Consider the following 14,742-nt stretch of genomic DNA (forward strand, 5'->3'; position numbering starts at 1 on the left):
CTTAAGCGGACCAGTGGCTGTCTGTCTTGGTTTGGCCGGCTTGAACCATGTGCACCATGGAGCTCACCATCATCGAGAGGGCGTTGCTGCTCTCATTGCGCCCCTTCAGCTCCGCCGCCGCGGATGGACGACCAGCATTGATGGCGGAGGGGATTGCGTCGTTGCCTGTGAAATCCACTGGTTCCGCCGTGAACTGAATCGATCCTGCCAAATTCAGTGCGTCGCTGCGCCCTGGCTTCAAGGTTGCTCAACAGGTTGCAACTCAGGCCGCCAGTGCACACCCTGCTCATCCAACCAGCCGGGGAAGGGCACATCCCAGGGGTCTGCGGGTAGTTGCTCCACCAGACATCCGCTTGGAACGACGGCCAGCGCTGGCACCTGGTCCCAAGGGGGCGTTTGCCGGAGTCGATCGAACCAGCCGCCGCCATAGCCCAGACGGACCCCCGCTTGATCGAAGGCCAGGGCTGGGGCGAGCAGGAGACCGATCTGTCTGGCCTCGAGGTTGGCCGCAGCAGTGGTGGGTGCGGGAATACCCGTCTCGTCGGGTGAGGTGGGATCGCCGGGGCTCCAATGGCGATAGGTCAACCGCCCTCCGGCGATGCAGGGCAATGCAATCCGGCCCGCCAGGACAGGCAGCTCGGCGAGACAGCGCAGATCCACTTCCCCGCTCAAGGGCCAGTAGAGCCCGAGGGCGCGGTCTGGAGGCAGCAGGCCGGGGAGCCCTTGGATCGCCTGGGCACGAAGGCTTGGGGCGCAGGCTGCGTGAAGCGTCAGCCGGCGCTGCTTGAACGCCTGGCGCAGTTGTGCTTTTTGTCCATCCATCAGCGCTGGAACCAGCCGGTGAGCGCAACCGCCAGGGCATCCGCGGCGTCATCGGGCCGCGGCGGGGTGTCGAGGTTGAGCTCCCTCATCACCGCGTCGAGCACATCGTCCTTATCGGCATGGCCATGGCCGGCTAAGGCCAACTTGATCTGCATGGGCGGGAACTCCACCACCGGGATGGCAAAGCGCGCCAAGGTCATCATTAGGACCCCCCGGGCTTGAACCACCGAGATGGTGGTGCTGGAGCGGTAGAAGAAAAACTTCTCGACAGCCGCTAGCTGCGGCCTCCAGGTGCGGATCAGGACCCGCAGGTCCTTGGCAATCTCGACCATCCGCTCGCCATCGCTGCGGCCGGGGTCGGTGCGGATGATGCCGCAATCAAGCATGGTTTGAGCCCCGCCGGGACCCTCCTCGACATCAATCACGCCATAGCCCACGCGAGCGAGGCCGGGATCGATGCCGAGGATCCGCAACGGCTTTTAGGCGGCGAGGGCCAATTCGAAGGCGGCCTTGTCGCCGCTTTCTGGACGCTCAAACACTTTGCAAAAGACCTTGACCACACGATCGCCCGAGTCGATCTGCTCGAGGGGGTCCTTGCGCAGGCGGTGACGCAGGCAGCAGGCGGCCACGCGTGCCACGTCGTCTTCGGTGACCTCGGTGCGGCCTTCGAAGGCGGCCAGGGCCCGGGCGGCCCGATTGGTCACGATGTCGCCCCGCAGGCCATCGACATCCAGCTCGCCGCAGATCGCGGAGATGCGCACCCGCAGGTCGTCGTCGATCTGAACATGGGGCAGGCGGTTCTGGGCCTCGACCACCCGGGCCTGCAAGCCGTCTTGTGTGCCTTGGACGGCGGTGTTGAAGCCGTCGGGGTCGTTGTCAAAGGCGGTGCGCTGGTCCACCACCTGCACCCGCAGTTCGGGGTCGCGGACGGTCCGCACCTCGACGCTCATGCCGAAACGGTCGAGCAGTTGGGGACGCAGTTCGCCTTCCTCGGGGTTCCCCGAGCCGATCAGCACGAAGCGGGCGGGGTGGCGGACGCTGACGCCTTCCCGTTCCACGGTGTTCCACCCGGAGGCAGCGGAGTCGAGCAGCACGTCGACGAGGTGGTCGTCCAGCAGGTTCACCTCATCGACGTAGAGCAGGCCGCGGTTGGCCTTCGCCAGCAGGCCGGGCTCAAAGGCGCGGACACCCTCGCTGAGGGCCTTCTCGATATCGATGGTTCCGCAGAGGCGGTCTTCGGTGGCCCCCAGGGGCAGGTCCACCATCGGCACCTGGCGCTTCTCGGTGGGGAGTTGCTCACCCTGCTCGGCCCGCTGACGCACCTCGCTGCTCTGCAGATCGGGGTCGCTCTCGGAACTGTTGTAGGGGTCGCCGGCCACCACGTCGATCTCGGGCAGGAGATCAGCCAAGGCACGAATCGTGGTGCTCTTGCCGGTGCCGCGGTCTCCCATGATCATCACGCCGCCAATGCGGGGATCGATCACGTTCAACAGCAGGGCCAGCTTCATCTCCTCCTGACCCACGATGGCGGTGAAGGGAAAGACCCTGCGCTTGCGGGCTTGCGTCACGGCTGGAGGCTGTCTGGCGGTGCTGGCGATTGTTTCACAGGCAGCAGGCTGAGGACCTGGGGCGGTGTGGCATCGGCGGGGTAGATCAGGCGCACGCGCAGATCCCGGCGGCCCCCTGCAGGCACGTTGATGCGTCCGAGTTCAGGTCCTTGCTGACCGGCCCGTTGGACCAGATGAAAGCTCTGGCGGCTGGATTCACCGTCGAGTCCGCTGAGTTCGACCGTGCCTCGAAACATCACGGAGCGCGACGGGGTGCTGTTGAAGCGCAGTCCCCCGATGGCTTTGTCGGTTTTGAGCGGTGACTCCAGAGCGACGGCGAGTTCAGTGCTGCTTTGGGAGCGGTTGCAGAGCGGGATGCGGATGTCGTAGGCCACGCCGTAGTTCCCATGGGCCGCCCAGGCGGTACCGGGGTAGTGGGCCTTGAGTTCTGCGGTCTGCACCTGAGCGGTCCCCAGCGTGCCGCGCTCCAGTGAGGCAATCGGCCAGGAGATGGGAGCTGATGCACTCGAGAGGCAGGGTTGGCCTGGATCCGTGATCACGGCGCTCCAGGTGCTGCCGACTTGCACGCCGCTGACGCGGGAATAGACCATGCGCCCTCGGGCGCCCCGCGGGGTGGGTTTGTGCTCCTTGGGGCTCAGGACGCCGGAGGCTAGGAGCTGTTGCAGAGCGGCCTTGCTTGGGGGCTTTTCCCCCTCTCCAAAGGCGGCCAGGGTGGCCACGCTGATGGCTCCGCTGGCCTGCAGCCGGAGCTGCAGATTGCGGCCATTGAGTAAGGGATCCAGTCCCTGCACCGGAATCGGCAGCAGCAGCAGGGTGGTGGGTGCGCCGGGACGTAACTCCCAGCGTTTGGGTAAACGAGGGTTGCGTTGGCGCAGCAGCAGTTCTGTGGCGACCCGACTTCCAGGTCCGGCGTAGGTGGAGCCGTCTTGGCGCATCCGCTCGGGTAGCGGAAGGAAAGGCGCCTGGGGTTCGCGGTCGTCGGTGGCCTGGGAGAGGGCGGTTGAGCCGCTCAAGAGCGTGAGCTGGACCGGTTGATCACCCCGGGGTTGGGCCACAACCGCTAACCAGATGGTCGAGTCCGGTTTCTCCGGGGTACCGGCGTAAACGTGGTGGCTAAACAGATCGAATCGACCGCTGAGCGGCAGGTCCAGCTGGCCGGCTCCCGCAAAGGTGGAGAGCAGGATCCCCGGTCCGCTGATCAACTCGGGGTTGTTGTCGTTGAGCATCAACACCCCATCGAGGCTTCCCGGCAGAGGACGGACCTGTTGCGGGCGCAGGACGGGTGCGGCGGCGGGGCTTGCAGCCAGGAGGACAGGAAGCATCGACGGAGTCCCTAGGCGGTGGGTTTCTTGGGCTTTGCGGGAGCGGGGGCGGGTTTGCGCACCAGGCTTTTCGCGATCTCGCCAGCCATGGCCCGGATCAAGTTCGTGGAGCGCGGATCGTTGAAGGGTCCCTTGACCATGAAGGCCGCCACGGCCCGTTTGCCGTCGGGCAATTCGATCAGGCCGGCATCGGCGTAGGCAATGCCGATATCTCCCGTTTTGTTGTAGACGGTCACCCCGTGGGCCATCAGTTCGCTGTCGGGGTTCGCCGAATCACCGCCTAGACCCATCAACATGCCGAGGGGCAGGAGGGTGTTGGTGCGGGATCGGCCCATGACCTCCCGGAAGAGATCGCGGGCCCGTGGGCTCAGCTTCTCGCCCGTATCGACAAGGGCGATGGAGCGGGCGAGGTCGTAGGCGCTGGTGGTGTTGGTGCCGTCCAGATCCGGCAGCCAGTTGTTCACCGCGGTGCTGGTGAGACCCAAGGCTTGGAATCGAGCGTTGAGGACCGTTTTGCCGCCCACCCGTTTGATCAGGAGGTTGGTGGCGGTGTTGTCGCTGACCCGAATCATCTCGTTGGCCGCTTCCCAGAAGGGGAAAGTGGTCCCGACGGGCTTGTTGGCCATCCAGCCCGCTCCCCCACCAACGACCTCCTTGGTCATCGCCAGGCGTTCGTTCCAGCGCAGCTTCCCGGCATCAAGATCCTCCAGGCCCACCAGCAAGATCGGTGTCTTGATCGAGCTGGCGGCAGGTAAGGGGCGTTGGGGGGCTAGTTCCGCAAAGCGGCCGTCATCGAGCACCAGCAGATAGCCGCTGACGGTCAGATCCTTGTAGCGAGCGGCGAGTTGGGCCCAGCGTTTGCTCAGGGCGGTGAGCTCCAGCCGTGGCTCGAAGCGGCCTAGATCCAGGCCGCGGGGGAGCGGCCGTCCGGGGGGCGCCAGAAGCGATTGGGGTTTGGCGGCTTGGGCGGCCCCTTGCCCCAGTTTTGGGGCGAGCAACTTCAGGCCGGTTCCAGCAATGACCCCAAGCCCCAGTCCCATGACCAGCAGCCGCAGCACCAATCGGACCGGTGCCCCCCAGCTGGAGCGGTTTGAACGTTGTGACCGACCTGCGCCCACGGAAGCGATCGAAGCTTGGGCTCAGACGTTAGGGGCAGTCTCGCTGTGATGCCCAGCGCAGCTGACGCACCATTCCTCGCAGCAGGGCGACTTCCTCATCGCGGATCTCGGCCCGTTGGAGCAGGGCCCGCACTTTGCCCATCCGCGCCTGGGCGGTATGGGGATAGAGAAAGCCCACCTCCAGCAGGAGTTGCTCAGCATCCGCCAGCGCGGCCTCCAGCTGCTCCCGCTGGCAGGGTTCAGGCTGGTGCTCCGCCTTGGGCCGGGTGCAGCGCCGCAGTTCATGCAGGCAGACCGCGACGGCATGCGACAGGTTCATTGAGGCGTAGGCCTCGCTGGTGTCCAGCCGCAGGATTCGTCCAGCCTGGAGTAGTTCTCCATTGCTCAGTCCGCGGTCTTCTCGGCCGAACACCAGGGCCGCTGGGGCTCCTGCTGAGGTGCCCCCCTGCAACCAGGAGAGGGCTTCCTCAGGACCGTTGAGCGGTAAGGCTTCCTCCTCGATCCGACCGCTGGTAGCCACCACGCGCCTGCAATCGGCCAGGGCGGCCTCCAGGTTTGGAAAGAGTTGCGCTTGCTCGAGCAGCGCTTCCCCGTGCACGGCCATGAGCCGGGCCTCGTCCCCGAGGTGATCGCAGCGGGGTGCCACGAGGCGCAGTTCGTCCACTGCGAAGTTCGCGCAGAGCCTGGCCACGCTGCCCACATTCAGGGGGCCGGCGGGCTCCACCAGCACCACCGCGAGTCTCACGAGAGGCTGTGAAGGTAGGCCAAGAGATCAGCCATGGCCTGGGGTTCCGGTTGGAAGCGCGGCATGGGCGGGGTGCGTCCGCTGACCACCTGTTGAATCAGCTGGCGATTGTTCTTGCGGTTGTCCACCTTGTGGAGGTTGGGCCCCACCAACCCTTGAGCGGCTATGCCATGACAGCCGGCGCAGTTCAAAAGGAACAGCTGTTCCCCGTGCTCGGCGGAGCCGCTCAGCTGCAGGGTGGTGCGGGTGTAGGGATCGCTGCGAGCGGCAGGGATGACGACGACCAGCATCACGATCGTGACGCAGATCGATGTCAGGAGCACGAGCGCCGAGATCAGGCCCCGCTGGGGTTGTTGCGCGGGGGAGGGGGGCTGTGCAGTCACGGTTGATGCAGATCGATCACGAACCCAGCCATGGGCGTGGGAGAATTGTGCAACCAAAGCTGGCTGCTCCTTCCATGATCGAACCCCTGCTCTGCGGCATCGTGCTCGGTCTGATTCCCGTGACTTTGCTTGGCCTGTTTGTGGCGGCCTGGAACCAGTACCGCCGTGGTAGCGCCCTGGGCGGCTGATCTCAACAGCGCGAGAGCATCACGAGGCTGCAGCTTCCGTAGCGCTTTTGCTTCTCCAATTCCCAACCCGCTGGAATCTCCGGCGGGTTTTTTGTTGCATGCTCCAGCAGCACGAGGGCTTGGGGCCTGAGCCAATCCCCTGCGGCGAGAGCCTCGAGCAGCGACCCATAGAGGCCAGCGGCATAGGGAGGATCCGCGTAGACCAGATCAAAGCCCTCGCCGTGGGGCGAGCTCAGCCAGCGGATCGCCTCCTGTTGGACGACGCGGAAGGAGGGGCGCGGCTGAAGGCTGGAGGCCACCGTCTCCAGATTGCTTTGGGCGATGGCGCCGATGTGCCGGTCCTGCTCCACGGCCACCACCTGAGCCGCGCCACGCAGTAGGGCTTCGCAGCCCATTACCCCACTGCCGCAGAAGAGATCAAGCCAGTGGGCCCCGGGCAGTTCTGCCGCCAGCATGTTCATGACCGCCAGACGCACCCGAGAGGCGGTTGGGCGGGCGATCTCTCCAGGAGGACTAAGCAGTTTGCGACCCCCGCTGAGCCGCAGGCTCATGCTTGCCCCTCGACCCAGCTCAGCCAGCGCCGAAGCAGTTGCTCTCCAGCTTCCGAGGATTTTTCAGGGTGAAATTGGCAGGCTCCGACGCTGCCTTGCCAGACGGCTGCCGTGACGGGCTGCTCCGCAAACGACACCGAGGCGGTGACGCAGCTGGGATCCCTGGGTTGAGCGGCAAAGGAGTGGACGAAGTACACCCAGCTCTCCTCAGATCCCTCTGGCAGTAACGGTGACGGAGTTCCAGGAATGAGGGCTTCCCAGCCCATGTGGGGAATCGGATGCCCTGGGACCTTGGGAAGCGCCGCAATATGCCCAGCCAGCAGTCCCAGTCCAGCGGCGGATCCTTCATCACTGCTTTCAAAGAGCAGTTGCAAGCCCAGGCAGATGCCCAGCAATGGGCGCCCCGCGTTGCACCAGGCTTTGATCGCTGGCACCAGGCCAGAGGCGTTCAGACGCTCCATGGCCGGGTCAAAGGCCCCAACACCGGGCAGCACCAGCGCTTGGCAGTCCTCCATGGCCTCGGCCTGCTGCAGGATCCGCACCTCACACCCCAACCGTTCAAAGGCCCGCTGCACTGAATGCAGGTTGCCCATCCCATAGTCGATTAGGCCGATGCGCGTCATGGGGTGGGCGGTAGGGAGCAGACACGTTGTCCAGGTTGCTCGATCGAGGGAGGAACCTCGATGGGTAGACCATTCAGGACATCGATCAATTGGTAGAGCAGCCCCACCCTGCGGCGATCCAGGTGAAAGCGCAGGCAGGGCCGCAGGATGCCGTGATGGTCACAGCTCTCGCCTTGGCTGATGCTGCCCTCATCCACCAGGGCGTCAAAACGTTGGTTGAGCTCAGCCACCGTTTCGGCAGGTAGGGGGGAGTGCATCAACAACTCCATCTGCTCCTCCGCAAACTGAGCGGTGTGGAAGACCCGGTAGAAGCGGCTGATGTGCCCTAAGGCCTCAGCGGCACTGCTGGCTTGTTTGAGCAGGGAGGTGTCCTCTGCGGAGATCAAGGCACGCCCCAGCAGGGTGTTGTCGATGGTCGCGAGCCAATCGCTCCAGAAGTCATCTCCCTCTGGAGCCAGAAGGACCACGGGGATTGGAGGTGTGCGTCCGGTCTGGATCAGTGTGAGCGATTCGAACAGCTCATCAAAGGTCCCAAACCCGCCGGGCATGACCACCAAGGCATCGCTCTCTCGCAGGAAGAAGAGTTTGCGGGTGAAGAAGTAGCGGAAGTGCAGCAGGCGCCCGTCGCAGGCGTTGACGTAGCGATTGGCGTGCTGCTCAAACGGCAGATCGACATTGAGGCCGATGCTGTTTTCACAACCGGCTCCACGGTTGGCGGCCTCCATCACGCCGCCGCCAGCTCCAGTCATGATTTCGAAGCCGCATCGTGCCGCCTCGCGCGCAAGCTCTTCGGCCAGCGGGTAGGGAGCCTCTTCTGACGTGGTTCGTGCAGAACCAAACACCGTCACCTTGCGGGTCTGGCGATGGGGGGCAAAGACGTTGAAGCCGTCGCGGATGTCCGCCAGTGCTCCTGTGATCAGCCGCCATTCATCGGCATCGCTGCTGTTGCGTGCGATCTCCAGCAGCCGTACGACACTGCGCTCGATCGAGCGGCGTTGCGGATGTCCGTCCAGGGCATCGGCCAACGCATCCAGAGGACTTCTCTCGATGGCCATCGTTTGGGATCAGGACAGAAAAGCCCGGCCATTGGCCGGGCTTGAGCTGAGGTCTTCGGCTGTGCCGCTGACGCTCAGAGGTACTTGGAGATGGTGCCGGACAGGGTGGTCTTGGGCACAGCGCCCACAACGGTGTCCACCTTCTGGCCGTCCTTGAAGACCATCAGGGTGGGGATGCTGCGGATGCCGTACTGGCTGGCGACGTTGGGGTTTTCGTCGGTGTTGAGCTTGAAGACCTTGATCTTGCCTTCGAACTCTTTCGAAATCTCATCAACGATGGGCGCGACCATGCGGCAGGGGCCGCACCAGGGAGCCCAGAAATCCACAAGAACGGGTACATCGCTCTTGAGCACGTCTTGCTCGAAGGAAGCGTCGGTGACGGCTGCGGCGCTGGACATCCGTTCAGGGATCAGTGTTTTCGGAATTTAGCAACGAGTTTTGGGCTTCGGCAGAGGCCTGGAGGAACTCGTAACTGGGTGGCGTAGTGCTGGCGGCTTGAGCCGCCGAGCCCTGGCAAAGAGTGAAAGCTCGGACGCGCCGAGCCGGGGGGTGTGAGGAGTGTGAGGGCTTTGGACCCACACACTCCGGAGGCTACCGCGATCGCTTACTTGCCCATGCCCAATTGCTGGGCCTTCTGATAAACCTTGCCCTCGGTCAGCAGGGACGGGGCGACGACGACCTCCACCTGCTGCATTTCCTTGAGGGTGCGAGCGCCGAGGGTTCCCATTGAGGTCTTGATGCAGCCCAGCAGGTTCTGAGTGCCGTCGTCGAGGGAGGCCGGTCCGCGCAGGATTTTCTCCAGGCTGCCGGTGGTGCCCACCTTGATGCGGGTGCCGCGGGGCAGGACGGGACTGGGCGTGGCCATGCCCCAGTGGAAGCCGCGACCCGGAGCTTCGGCAGAGCGGGCAATCGGTGATCCGATCATCACGGCATCGGCGCCGCAGGCCAGGCACTTGCAGATGTCACCGCCAGTGACGATGCCGCCATCGGCAACGATCGGGACGTAGCGGCCGCTTTCCTTCATGTAGTCATCGCGGGCTGCAGCGCAGTCGGCAACGGAGGTGGCCTGAGGAATGCCGATGCCCAGCACGCCGCGGGAGGTGCAAGCGGCGCCAGGGCCGATGCCCACCATCACCCCAGCGGCGCCGGCGCGCATCAGTTTCAAGGCGACGTCATAGGTGACACAGTTGCCGATGATCACGGGAACACCGAAATCACGGCAGAGGGCCTCAAGGTCCAGGCTCTCTTGGCCTGCAGGGCCGATGTGTTCGGTGCTGACCACGGTGGCCTGCACAAAGAACAGATCTGCGCCGGCCTCGGCGATGGCCTTGCCGAACTTCAGGGCGGCAACGGGGGTGCCGCTCACCGCTGCAATGCCGCCGCGCTCTTTGATTTCACCGATCCGCTTGCGGATGAGGTCTTCCCGCACGGGTTGGCTGTAGAGCTCCTGCATGAGGGGCACGAACTCTTCTTTGCCCACCGAAGCGATGCGATCGAGGGCCGGGTTGGGGTCGTCGTAGCGGCACTGGACGCCCTCCAGATTCAGCACGCCGAGGGCGCCTTGCTTGGCCAGCTCAACGCACATGCCCACGTCCACCACACCGTCCATGGCGCTGGCGATGATTGGGATCTCGCGGGTGATGCCGCCCAGGGTCCAGCTGCTGTCGGTGACGGCCGGATCGACCGTGCGACCGCCAGGCACCAAGGCGATTTCATCGATGCCGTAGGCGCGGCGCACAGTACGGGAACGGCCGAGCTGAATGTCCACCTGAGACCTTTTGAAGCAATCAAGCCAAGCTATCAACCGACCTGACGGCTTCTGGCCTCAGCCCATCTGCTACCGATTGCCCCGGAAGTTGCTCCAGCGCTGCTTCAGACCATCGATCACCTCATGGCGATCGTCGCTTTTCACCAGGCGAGTGAGGCTGAAACGGACCACGCTGATCACCCCCACCAGCTCGAGCAGTCCAGGGAGTAGAGGCAGGCTTTCCAGCACGCCGAGCAGTGAGCTGTAAATCCGCAGAACCAGCAGGACTGCGATCAGGCCAGCCAGCAGGGTGATTGGGGTGCGAGCCGTTTCCCACTGCTGCTGAAGTTGGCCGCTGGCGATCCACTGTTTGACCTTCTCGACAAGCAATTCCCATTCGCCGCCCTCGCCTTCGGGGGGCGCTGCTGCAGTGCTGGCCGGTACATCGGTGGTGCTGGCCACCTGAGGGGCCAAGGCATTGACCGGTTCTGGTTCGGGCGCAGGCTCCGGCTCCGGTTCCGGTGCAGCGGCCGTCTCGGCGACTTCAGTGACTTCAGCTGCAACGTCAGCCGCTTCTGTGGGTTCAGCGTCAGCCGCGGTCTCGATCGGCGCAGTGACGGTGCTTTCCGCAGCGTTGGTCTCCAAAGCCTCGAGTCCAGGTTGCTGCTCGGCGTCCGGCTGCGGGGCAGGAGCATCAGCCATGGTTTCGGTTCTGGATCGATGAAGCCGGGAGCATACGGCCGTTCTTGAACGTTGTCGGTTTGGGCGTGGTTAGTTCAGTGCCCGCACAGCCCGCTCGCTGGGCAGTGGGGCAAGGGGCAGGCGCAGCGGGAATGCGCCGCTGAGAAGCATCTGCTCGAGTTGGGCTCCCGCCTCCGCCGCCAGCCTGGGGCTATGGGCCGGTGCGGCAGAGAGGTGCCTCTCACCGAGACGGATGGAGCCGTTGAGCAATTCCCCATAGGTTGCGCTGGCCGGACAGGGCCGAACCCGCCTCGGGACCCCGTAGTCCAGGAGCGGTGCGGACAGTTCCTCGGCCGTAGCCGTCAGACGCTGAGCGGTGCTGAGGTTCAACAGAGGGATAGGAGCGGCGATGGCTACAAGCAGCCCGCTGCTGCCATCGGGAAGGCGGGTGGCACGGATCCCTGAGGGCTGCAGTCCATGGAGGTCCACTTGCAGGGCGCAACAGGCCCCGGGGCCCAGGGCATGACCGTTGCGGCTGCGTTTGGCGCCAGGGTTGTGACCGCTTCCCGGTCCGCTGACCCAGCCGATGGTTCCGCCGACCAGGACGGGAGATCCCGCTCCGAGGCCATCCAGGCCCGGCATGCTCAAACCAATGCTTCCAGGGCCGCGGCAGCTGTAGAGCGCGCTGGTCCATGGTCCCAGGACCGGTCCCCAAGGGGTTGGGGTCAGCCCTTCTCGGCTGCTGACGGCCACCACGCCGTTTTCGCTGATCCCGCGATGCAGGAGCAGGCGGCCGCATGGGATGTCTTCGAGTCCCAGTTCGGTCTCCAGTTCGACCTTGGGTTGCTGCTGACTGGGGGTTCCGCCCATGGAGAGGGGGAGGCGTTGACCGTCGAGGAGTGCGCTGAGCAGTGCTGCGCCACCCGCCCCCATCGGAATCACGAGTTCGGTATTGCCATGGCCGCCATGGCCTTCTGCTGGGCCAAAACGGAATTGGCGAACACGGATGGGTGGGTCGCTTGGACCCAGATGCAGCACCAAGGTGGCCTGCTGCGTCAGTTCGGCATCGCTGGCGACGACGACATGGGTTGTCTGGTAGGCCGTCTCCAGCCCCCGCTCCTCAGCAAGGTCACGGAAGCCTGTAGCGCTGCGGACCTTGAGTCGTCCTTCGCGCTGCCATTGCTGCAGTTCGGTCTCGCTCCGATTGGGGAGGTTCCCAGGGGAGGAAGACACAGGCACAAGTACCGATAAAATGCGTTCTAATCAAAGCTGTCTCGAATGGCGGATCCAACCGAACCCCGTGAATTGCCCGCGGGGGACGGAGAAGGACCAGGCGGATCCGACGGCCGGGTGATTCAGGCCGACCTTCGCAACGAGATGTCGCGCTCCTACTTGGAGTACGCGATGAGTGTGATCGTGGGACGGGCTTTGCCCGATGCCCGCGACGGTTTGAAACCCGTGCATCGGCGGATCCTGTACGCGATGTACGAACTGGGCCTGACCAGCGATCGGCCCTACAGAAAGTGCGCCCGTGTGGTGGGTGAGGTGCTGGGTAAGTACCACCCGCACGGCGATACCGCCGTCTACGACGCGCTGGTGCGCATGGCGCAGGACTTCTCCATGCGCATGCCGTTGATCGATGGTCACGGCAACTTCGGTTCGGTGGATAACGATCCGCCGGCCGCCATGCGATACACCGAATCGCGGCTCAGGGCCCTCACGACCGACAGCTTGCTTGAGGACATCGAGAGCGAGACCGTCGATTTCATCGATAACTTCGACGGGTCGCAGCAAGAACCAACGGTGATGCCTGCGCGCATCCCCCAGTTGCTGCTGAATGGCTCGACGGGAATCGCGGTGGGCATGGCCACCAACATCCCCCCCCACAACCTCACCGAGCTGATTGACGGTTTGTTGGCCTTAATCGCCAACCCTGAGGTCACCGACCGTGAGCTGACCTCCATCATCACCGGGCCGGACTTCCCAACCGGCGGACAGATCCTCGGCCGGCGAGGGATCCGTGAGATGTACGAAACGGGCCGAGGCTCCGTCACCATGCGCGGCGTGGCGGCCATCGAGACGATCGAGGCCAAGGGGCGTCCTGATCGCGACGCCGTGATCATCACCGAGCTGCCTTACCAGACCAATAAAGCGGCGCTGATTGAGCGCATCGCTGAGCTGGTGAATGACAAGAAGCTCGAAGGCATTTCCGATATCCGTGACGAATCCGATCGCGACGGGATGCGGATCGTTATCGAACTGCGTCGCGATGCCTATCCCCAGGTTGTCTTGAACAACCTGTTCAAGCTCACGCCGCTCCAGAGCAACTTCAGCGCCTACATGCTGGCGCTGGTGAAGGGGGAGCCCATCCTGCTCACGCTTCGCAAGATGCTCGAGGTCTTCCTCGAGTTCCGGGTCGAGACGATTGAGCGCCGGACGCGTTACTTGCTCCGCAAGGCCGAAGAGCGCGACCACATCCTTCTTGGCCTCCTGATTGCGCTCGACAACCTCGACGCGATCATTGCCCTGATCCGTGGTGCAGCCGATAGCGCCACCGCGCGATTGGAGCTGGTTGAGCAGTTTGGGCTGAGTGAGATTCAGGCCGACGCCATCCTGCAGATGCAGCTGCGGCGTCTCACTGCGCTCGAGGCCGACAAGATTCGCCTCGAGCACGAGGATCTACTCGCCAAGATCACTGACTACAAGGACATCCTGGCCCGCAAGGAGCGGGTTTACAGCCTGATCACTGAGGAGCTGGGAGTGATTCGCTCCCGCTATGACTCCCCGCGTCGCACCGAAATCCTCGATGTCGAAGGCGGCCTCGAAGACATCGATCTGATCGCCAATGAGCGCTCGGTCGTTCTCCTGACCGAAAACGGCTACCTCAAGCGGATGCCAGTCAGCGAGTTCGAAGCCACCAGCCGCGGCACCCGCGGTAAGGCCGGCACCAAAGCCCAGGCTGAAGAGGCGGTTCGTCTCTTTATCAGCTGCAACGACCACGATTCCCTGCTGCTGTTCTCCGACCGCGGCGTGGTCTATACCGTTCCCGCCTATCGGGTTCCCCTGTGTAGTCGCGCTGCTAAGGGCACGCCGATCGTCCAGCTGCTTCCGATCCCCCGTGAGGAGCAGATCACCTCATTGCTCGCGGTTAGTGAGTTCACCGAGGATGCCGTTCTGGTGATGCTCACCAGTGGCGGTTACATCAAGCGCACCCGTCTCTCGGCCTTCGCCAACATCCGCTCCAATGGCTTGATCGCCATTTCTCTGGAGGAGGGGGATGCCCTGACCTGGGTGCGTCTGGCTCAGCCCGGCGACAGCGTGCTAATCGGTTCGCGGAACGGGATGACCATCCACTTCCGCCTCAGTGACGACGAGCTCCGGCCTTTGGGCCGCACCGCCCGCGGGGTTCGGGCGATGAATCTTCGTCCTGGCGACGAGCTGGTGAGCATGGATGTGCTTCCTGTGGAACTCGCTGATCGCGTTGAGGGCAGCAGTGCCAGTGCCGATGACGACGAAGCCGAGGACGTCGCTCCGAGTGACGGCCCCTGGGTTCTGGTCGCGTCCGCCAGCGGTCTGGGTAAGCGGGTTCCTGTGGATCAGTTCCGCCTTCAGAAGCGGGCCGGCATGGGCCTGCGGGCGATGAAATTCCGCCGGGACGGCGACGTTCTGGTTGGCCTGAGGGTGCTCGGCTCGGGTGAGGAGTTGCTGCTCGTCAGTGAGCGTGGGGTGATCGTGCGGATGCAAGCCGACGCGGTGCCGCAGCAGTCGCGGGCGGCCACCGGCGTGAAGCTGCAACGCCTCGACAGTGGCGATCGCCTTTCTGAGGTGGTCCTGGTGCCCCCGGCACTCGAGGAAGAGGAAGAGGGCGAGGGCGCTTCGGGTGAGACCGAAAGCGCAGAGGCCTGATCGATAGCTCGGTGAGACACCTCCGTTCCAGGT

17 protein-coding genes are annotated in these 14,742 nt (G+C 64.3%); 2 read left to right on the top strand and 15 right to left on the bottom strand.

The annotated features are described in order from the left end of the window. Position 1: 1 nt before the first annotated feature. The 8 genes from ACLM42_RS02225 to ACLM42_RS02260 form a co-directional block, all read right to left on the bottom strand. Positions 2-211: a hypothetical protein gene (locus ACLM42_RS02225; RefSeq protein WP_415399595.1), complete on the bottom strand. Its 210-nt coding sequence runs from the start codon at positions 209-211 to the stop codon at positions 2-4. Between the two features lie 26 nt (positions 212-237). After that, positions 238-822: a 5-formyltetrahydrofolate cyclo-ligase gene (locus tag ACLM42_RS02230; RefSeq protein ID WP_415399596.1), complete on the bottom strand. Its 585-nt coding sequence runs from the start codon at positions 820-822 to the stop codon at positions 238-240. Continuing rightward, positions 822-1,295: a crossover junction endodeoxyribonuclease RuvC gene (gene ruvC, locus ACLM42_RS02235; protein ID WP_247911529.1), complete on the bottom strand. Its 474-nt coding sequence runs from the start codon at positions 1,293-1,295 to the stop codon at positions 822-824. Before ruvC ends, ACLM42_RS02230 begins: the two co-directional genes overlap by 1 nt. A 6-nt stretch (positions 1,296-1,301) precedes the next feature. Further along, a complete protein-coding gene (gene bchI, locus ACLM42_RS02240; protein ID WP_247911528.1) occupies positions 1,302-2,390 on the bottom strand; it encodes a magnesium chelatase ATPase subunit I in 1,089 nt (362 codons plus the stop codon). Further along, a complete protein-coding gene (locus ACLM42_RS02245; protein ID WP_415399597.1) occupies positions 2,387-3,712 on the bottom strand; it encodes a DUF3370 domain-containing protein in 1,326 nt (441 codons plus the stop codon). Before ACLM42_RS02245 ends, bchI begins: the two co-directional genes overlap by 4 nt. An 11-nt stretch (positions 3,713-3,723) precedes the next feature. Then, positions 3,724-4,773, bottom strand: a complete 1,050-nt coding sequence (locus ACLM42_RS02250; RefSeq protein ID WP_415399598.1) for a serine hydrolase — start codon at positions 4,771-4,773, stop codon at positions 3,724-3,726. A gap of 85 nt (positions 4,774-4,858) precedes the next feature. Then, complete coding sequence (locus tag ACLM42_RS02255; protein WP_415399599.1) at positions 4,859-5,575, bottom strand: RNA methyltransferase; 717 nt, start codon at positions 5,573-5,575, stop codon at positions 4,859-4,861. After that, a complete protein-coding gene (locus ACLM42_RS02260; RefSeq protein WP_247911524.1) occupies positions 5,572-5,958 on the bottom strand; it encodes a c-type cytochrome in 387 nt (128 codons plus the stop codon). The genes ACLM42_RS02255 and ACLM42_RS02260 overlap by 4 nt, the downstream gene beginning before the upstream one ends. 74 nt (positions 5,959-6,032) lie before the next feature. Between ACLM42_RS02260 and petG the strand changes: the two genes are divergently transcribed. Beyond that, on the top strand, positions 6,033-6,146 hold the full coding sequence (petG, locus tag ACLM42_RS02265) for a cytochrome b6-f complex subunit V (protein WP_006041770.1): 114 nt from the start codon (positions 6,033-6,035) through the stop codon (positions 6,144-6,146). Positions 6,147-6,148: 2 nt separating this feature from the next. Here the strand turns inward: petG and rsmD are convergent, their stop codons facing one another. The 7 genes from rsmD to ACLM42_RS02300 form a co-directional block, all read right to left on the bottom strand. Next, positions 6,149-6,697: a 16S rRNA (guanine(966)-N(2))-methyltransferase RsmD gene (gene rsmD / locus ACLM42_RS02270; RefSeq protein WP_415399600.1), complete on the bottom strand. Its 549-nt coding sequence runs from the start codon at positions 6,695-6,697 to the stop codon at positions 6,149-6,151. Beyond that, complete coding sequence (gene hisH / locus ACLM42_RS02275) at positions 6,694-7,320, bottom strand: imidazole glycerol phosphate synthase subunit HisH (RefSeq protein ID WP_247911522.1); 627 nt, start codon at positions 7,318-7,320, stop codon at positions 6,694-6,696. The genes rsmD and hisH overlap by 4 nt, the downstream gene beginning before the upstream one ends. After that, positions 7,317-8,375 (bottom strand): TIGR00730 family Rossman fold protein, encoded by a 1,059-nt coding sequence (locus ACLM42_RS02280; protein ID WP_415399601.1) that lies wholly within the window; start codon positions 8,373-8,375, stop codon positions 7,317-7,319. The genes hisH and ACLM42_RS02280 overlap by 4 nt, the downstream gene beginning before the upstream one ends. A 74-nt stretch (positions 8,376-8,449) precedes the next feature. Beyond that, positions 8,450-8,773 (bottom strand): thioredoxin, encoded by a 324-nt coding sequence (gene trxA / locus ACLM42_RS02285; protein ID WP_185188072.1) that lies wholly within the window; start codon positions 8,771-8,773, stop codon positions 8,450-8,452. Positions 8,774-8,979: 206 nt separating this feature from the next. Continuing rightward, positions 8,980-10,143, bottom strand: a complete 1,164-nt coding sequence (locus tag ACLM42_RS02290; RefSeq protein ID WP_415399602.1) for a GuaB3 family IMP dehydrogenase-related protein — start codon at positions 10,141-10,143, stop codon at positions 8,980-8,982. Positions 10,144-10,212: 69 nt separating this feature from the next. After that, positions 10,213-10,824, bottom strand: coding sequence for a CAAD domain-containing protein (locus ACLM42_RS02295; RefSeq protein WP_415399603.1), 612 nt, complete (start codon positions 10,822-10,824; stop codon positions 10,213-10,215). Between the two features lie 69 nt (positions 10,825-10,893). Continuing rightward, positions 10,894-12,036, bottom strand: coding sequence for a homocysteine biosynthesis protein (locus tag ACLM42_RS02300; protein WP_415399604.1), 1,143 nt, complete (start codon positions 12,034-12,036; stop codon positions 10,894-10,896). A 45-nt stretch (positions 12,037-12,081) separates the two neighbouring features. Between ACLM42_RS02300 and gyrA the strand changes: the two genes are divergently transcribed. Beyond that, positions 12,082-14,709: a DNA gyrase subunit A gene (gene gyrA, locus ACLM42_RS02305; protein ID WP_415399605.1), complete on the top strand. Its 2,628-nt coding sequence runs from the start codon at positions 12,082-12,084 to the stop codon at positions 14,707-14,709. Positions 14,710-14,742 lie beyond the last annotated feature (33 nt).

Origin of the sequence: Synechococcus sp. W4D4, assembly GCF_047716805.1 — a bacterium.
Classification (GTDB): domain Bacteria; phylum Cyanobacteriota; class Cyanobacteriia; order PCC-6307; family Cyanobiaceae; genus Vulcanococcus.

Bases quoted from the DNA above. Each gene is read 5' to 3' on its own strand.
- ACLM42_RS02280 (WP_415399601.1), bottom strand. From the start codon at position 8,375: ATGGCCATCGAGAGAAGTCCTCTGGATGCGTTGGCCGATGCCCTGGAC.
- ACLM42_RS02295 (WP_415399603.1), bottom strand. From the start codon at position 10,824: ATGGCTGATGCTCCTGCCCCGCAGCCGGACGCCGAGCAGCAACCTGGA.
- trxA (WP_185188072.1), bottom strand. From the start codon at position 8,773: ATGTCCAGCGCCGCAGCCGTCACCGACGCTTCCTTCGAGCAAGACGTG.
- rsmD (WP_415399600.1), bottom strand. From the start codon at position 6,697: ATGAGCCTGCGGCTCAGCGGGGGTCGCAAACTGCTTAGTCCTCCTGGA.
- ACLM42_RS02230 (WP_415399596.1), bottom strand. From the start codon at position 822: ATGGATGGACAAAAAGCACAACTGCGCCAGGCGTTCAAGCAGCGCCGG.
- ACLM42_RS02245 (WP_415399597.1), bottom strand. From the start codon at position 3,712: ATGCTTCCTGTCCTCCTGGCTGCAAGCCCCGCCGCCGCACCCGTCCTG.
- gyrA (WP_415399605.1), top strand. From the start codon at position 12,082: ATGGCGGATCCAACCGAACCCCGTGAATTGCCCGCGGGGGACGGAGAA.
- hisH (WP_247911522.1), bottom strand. From the start codon at position 7,320: ATGACGCGCATCGGCCTAATCGACTATGGGATGGGCAACCTGCATTCA.
- petG (WP_006041770.1), top strand. From the start codon at position 6,033: ATGATCGAACCCCTGCTCTGCGGCATCGTGCTCGGTCTGATTCCCGTG.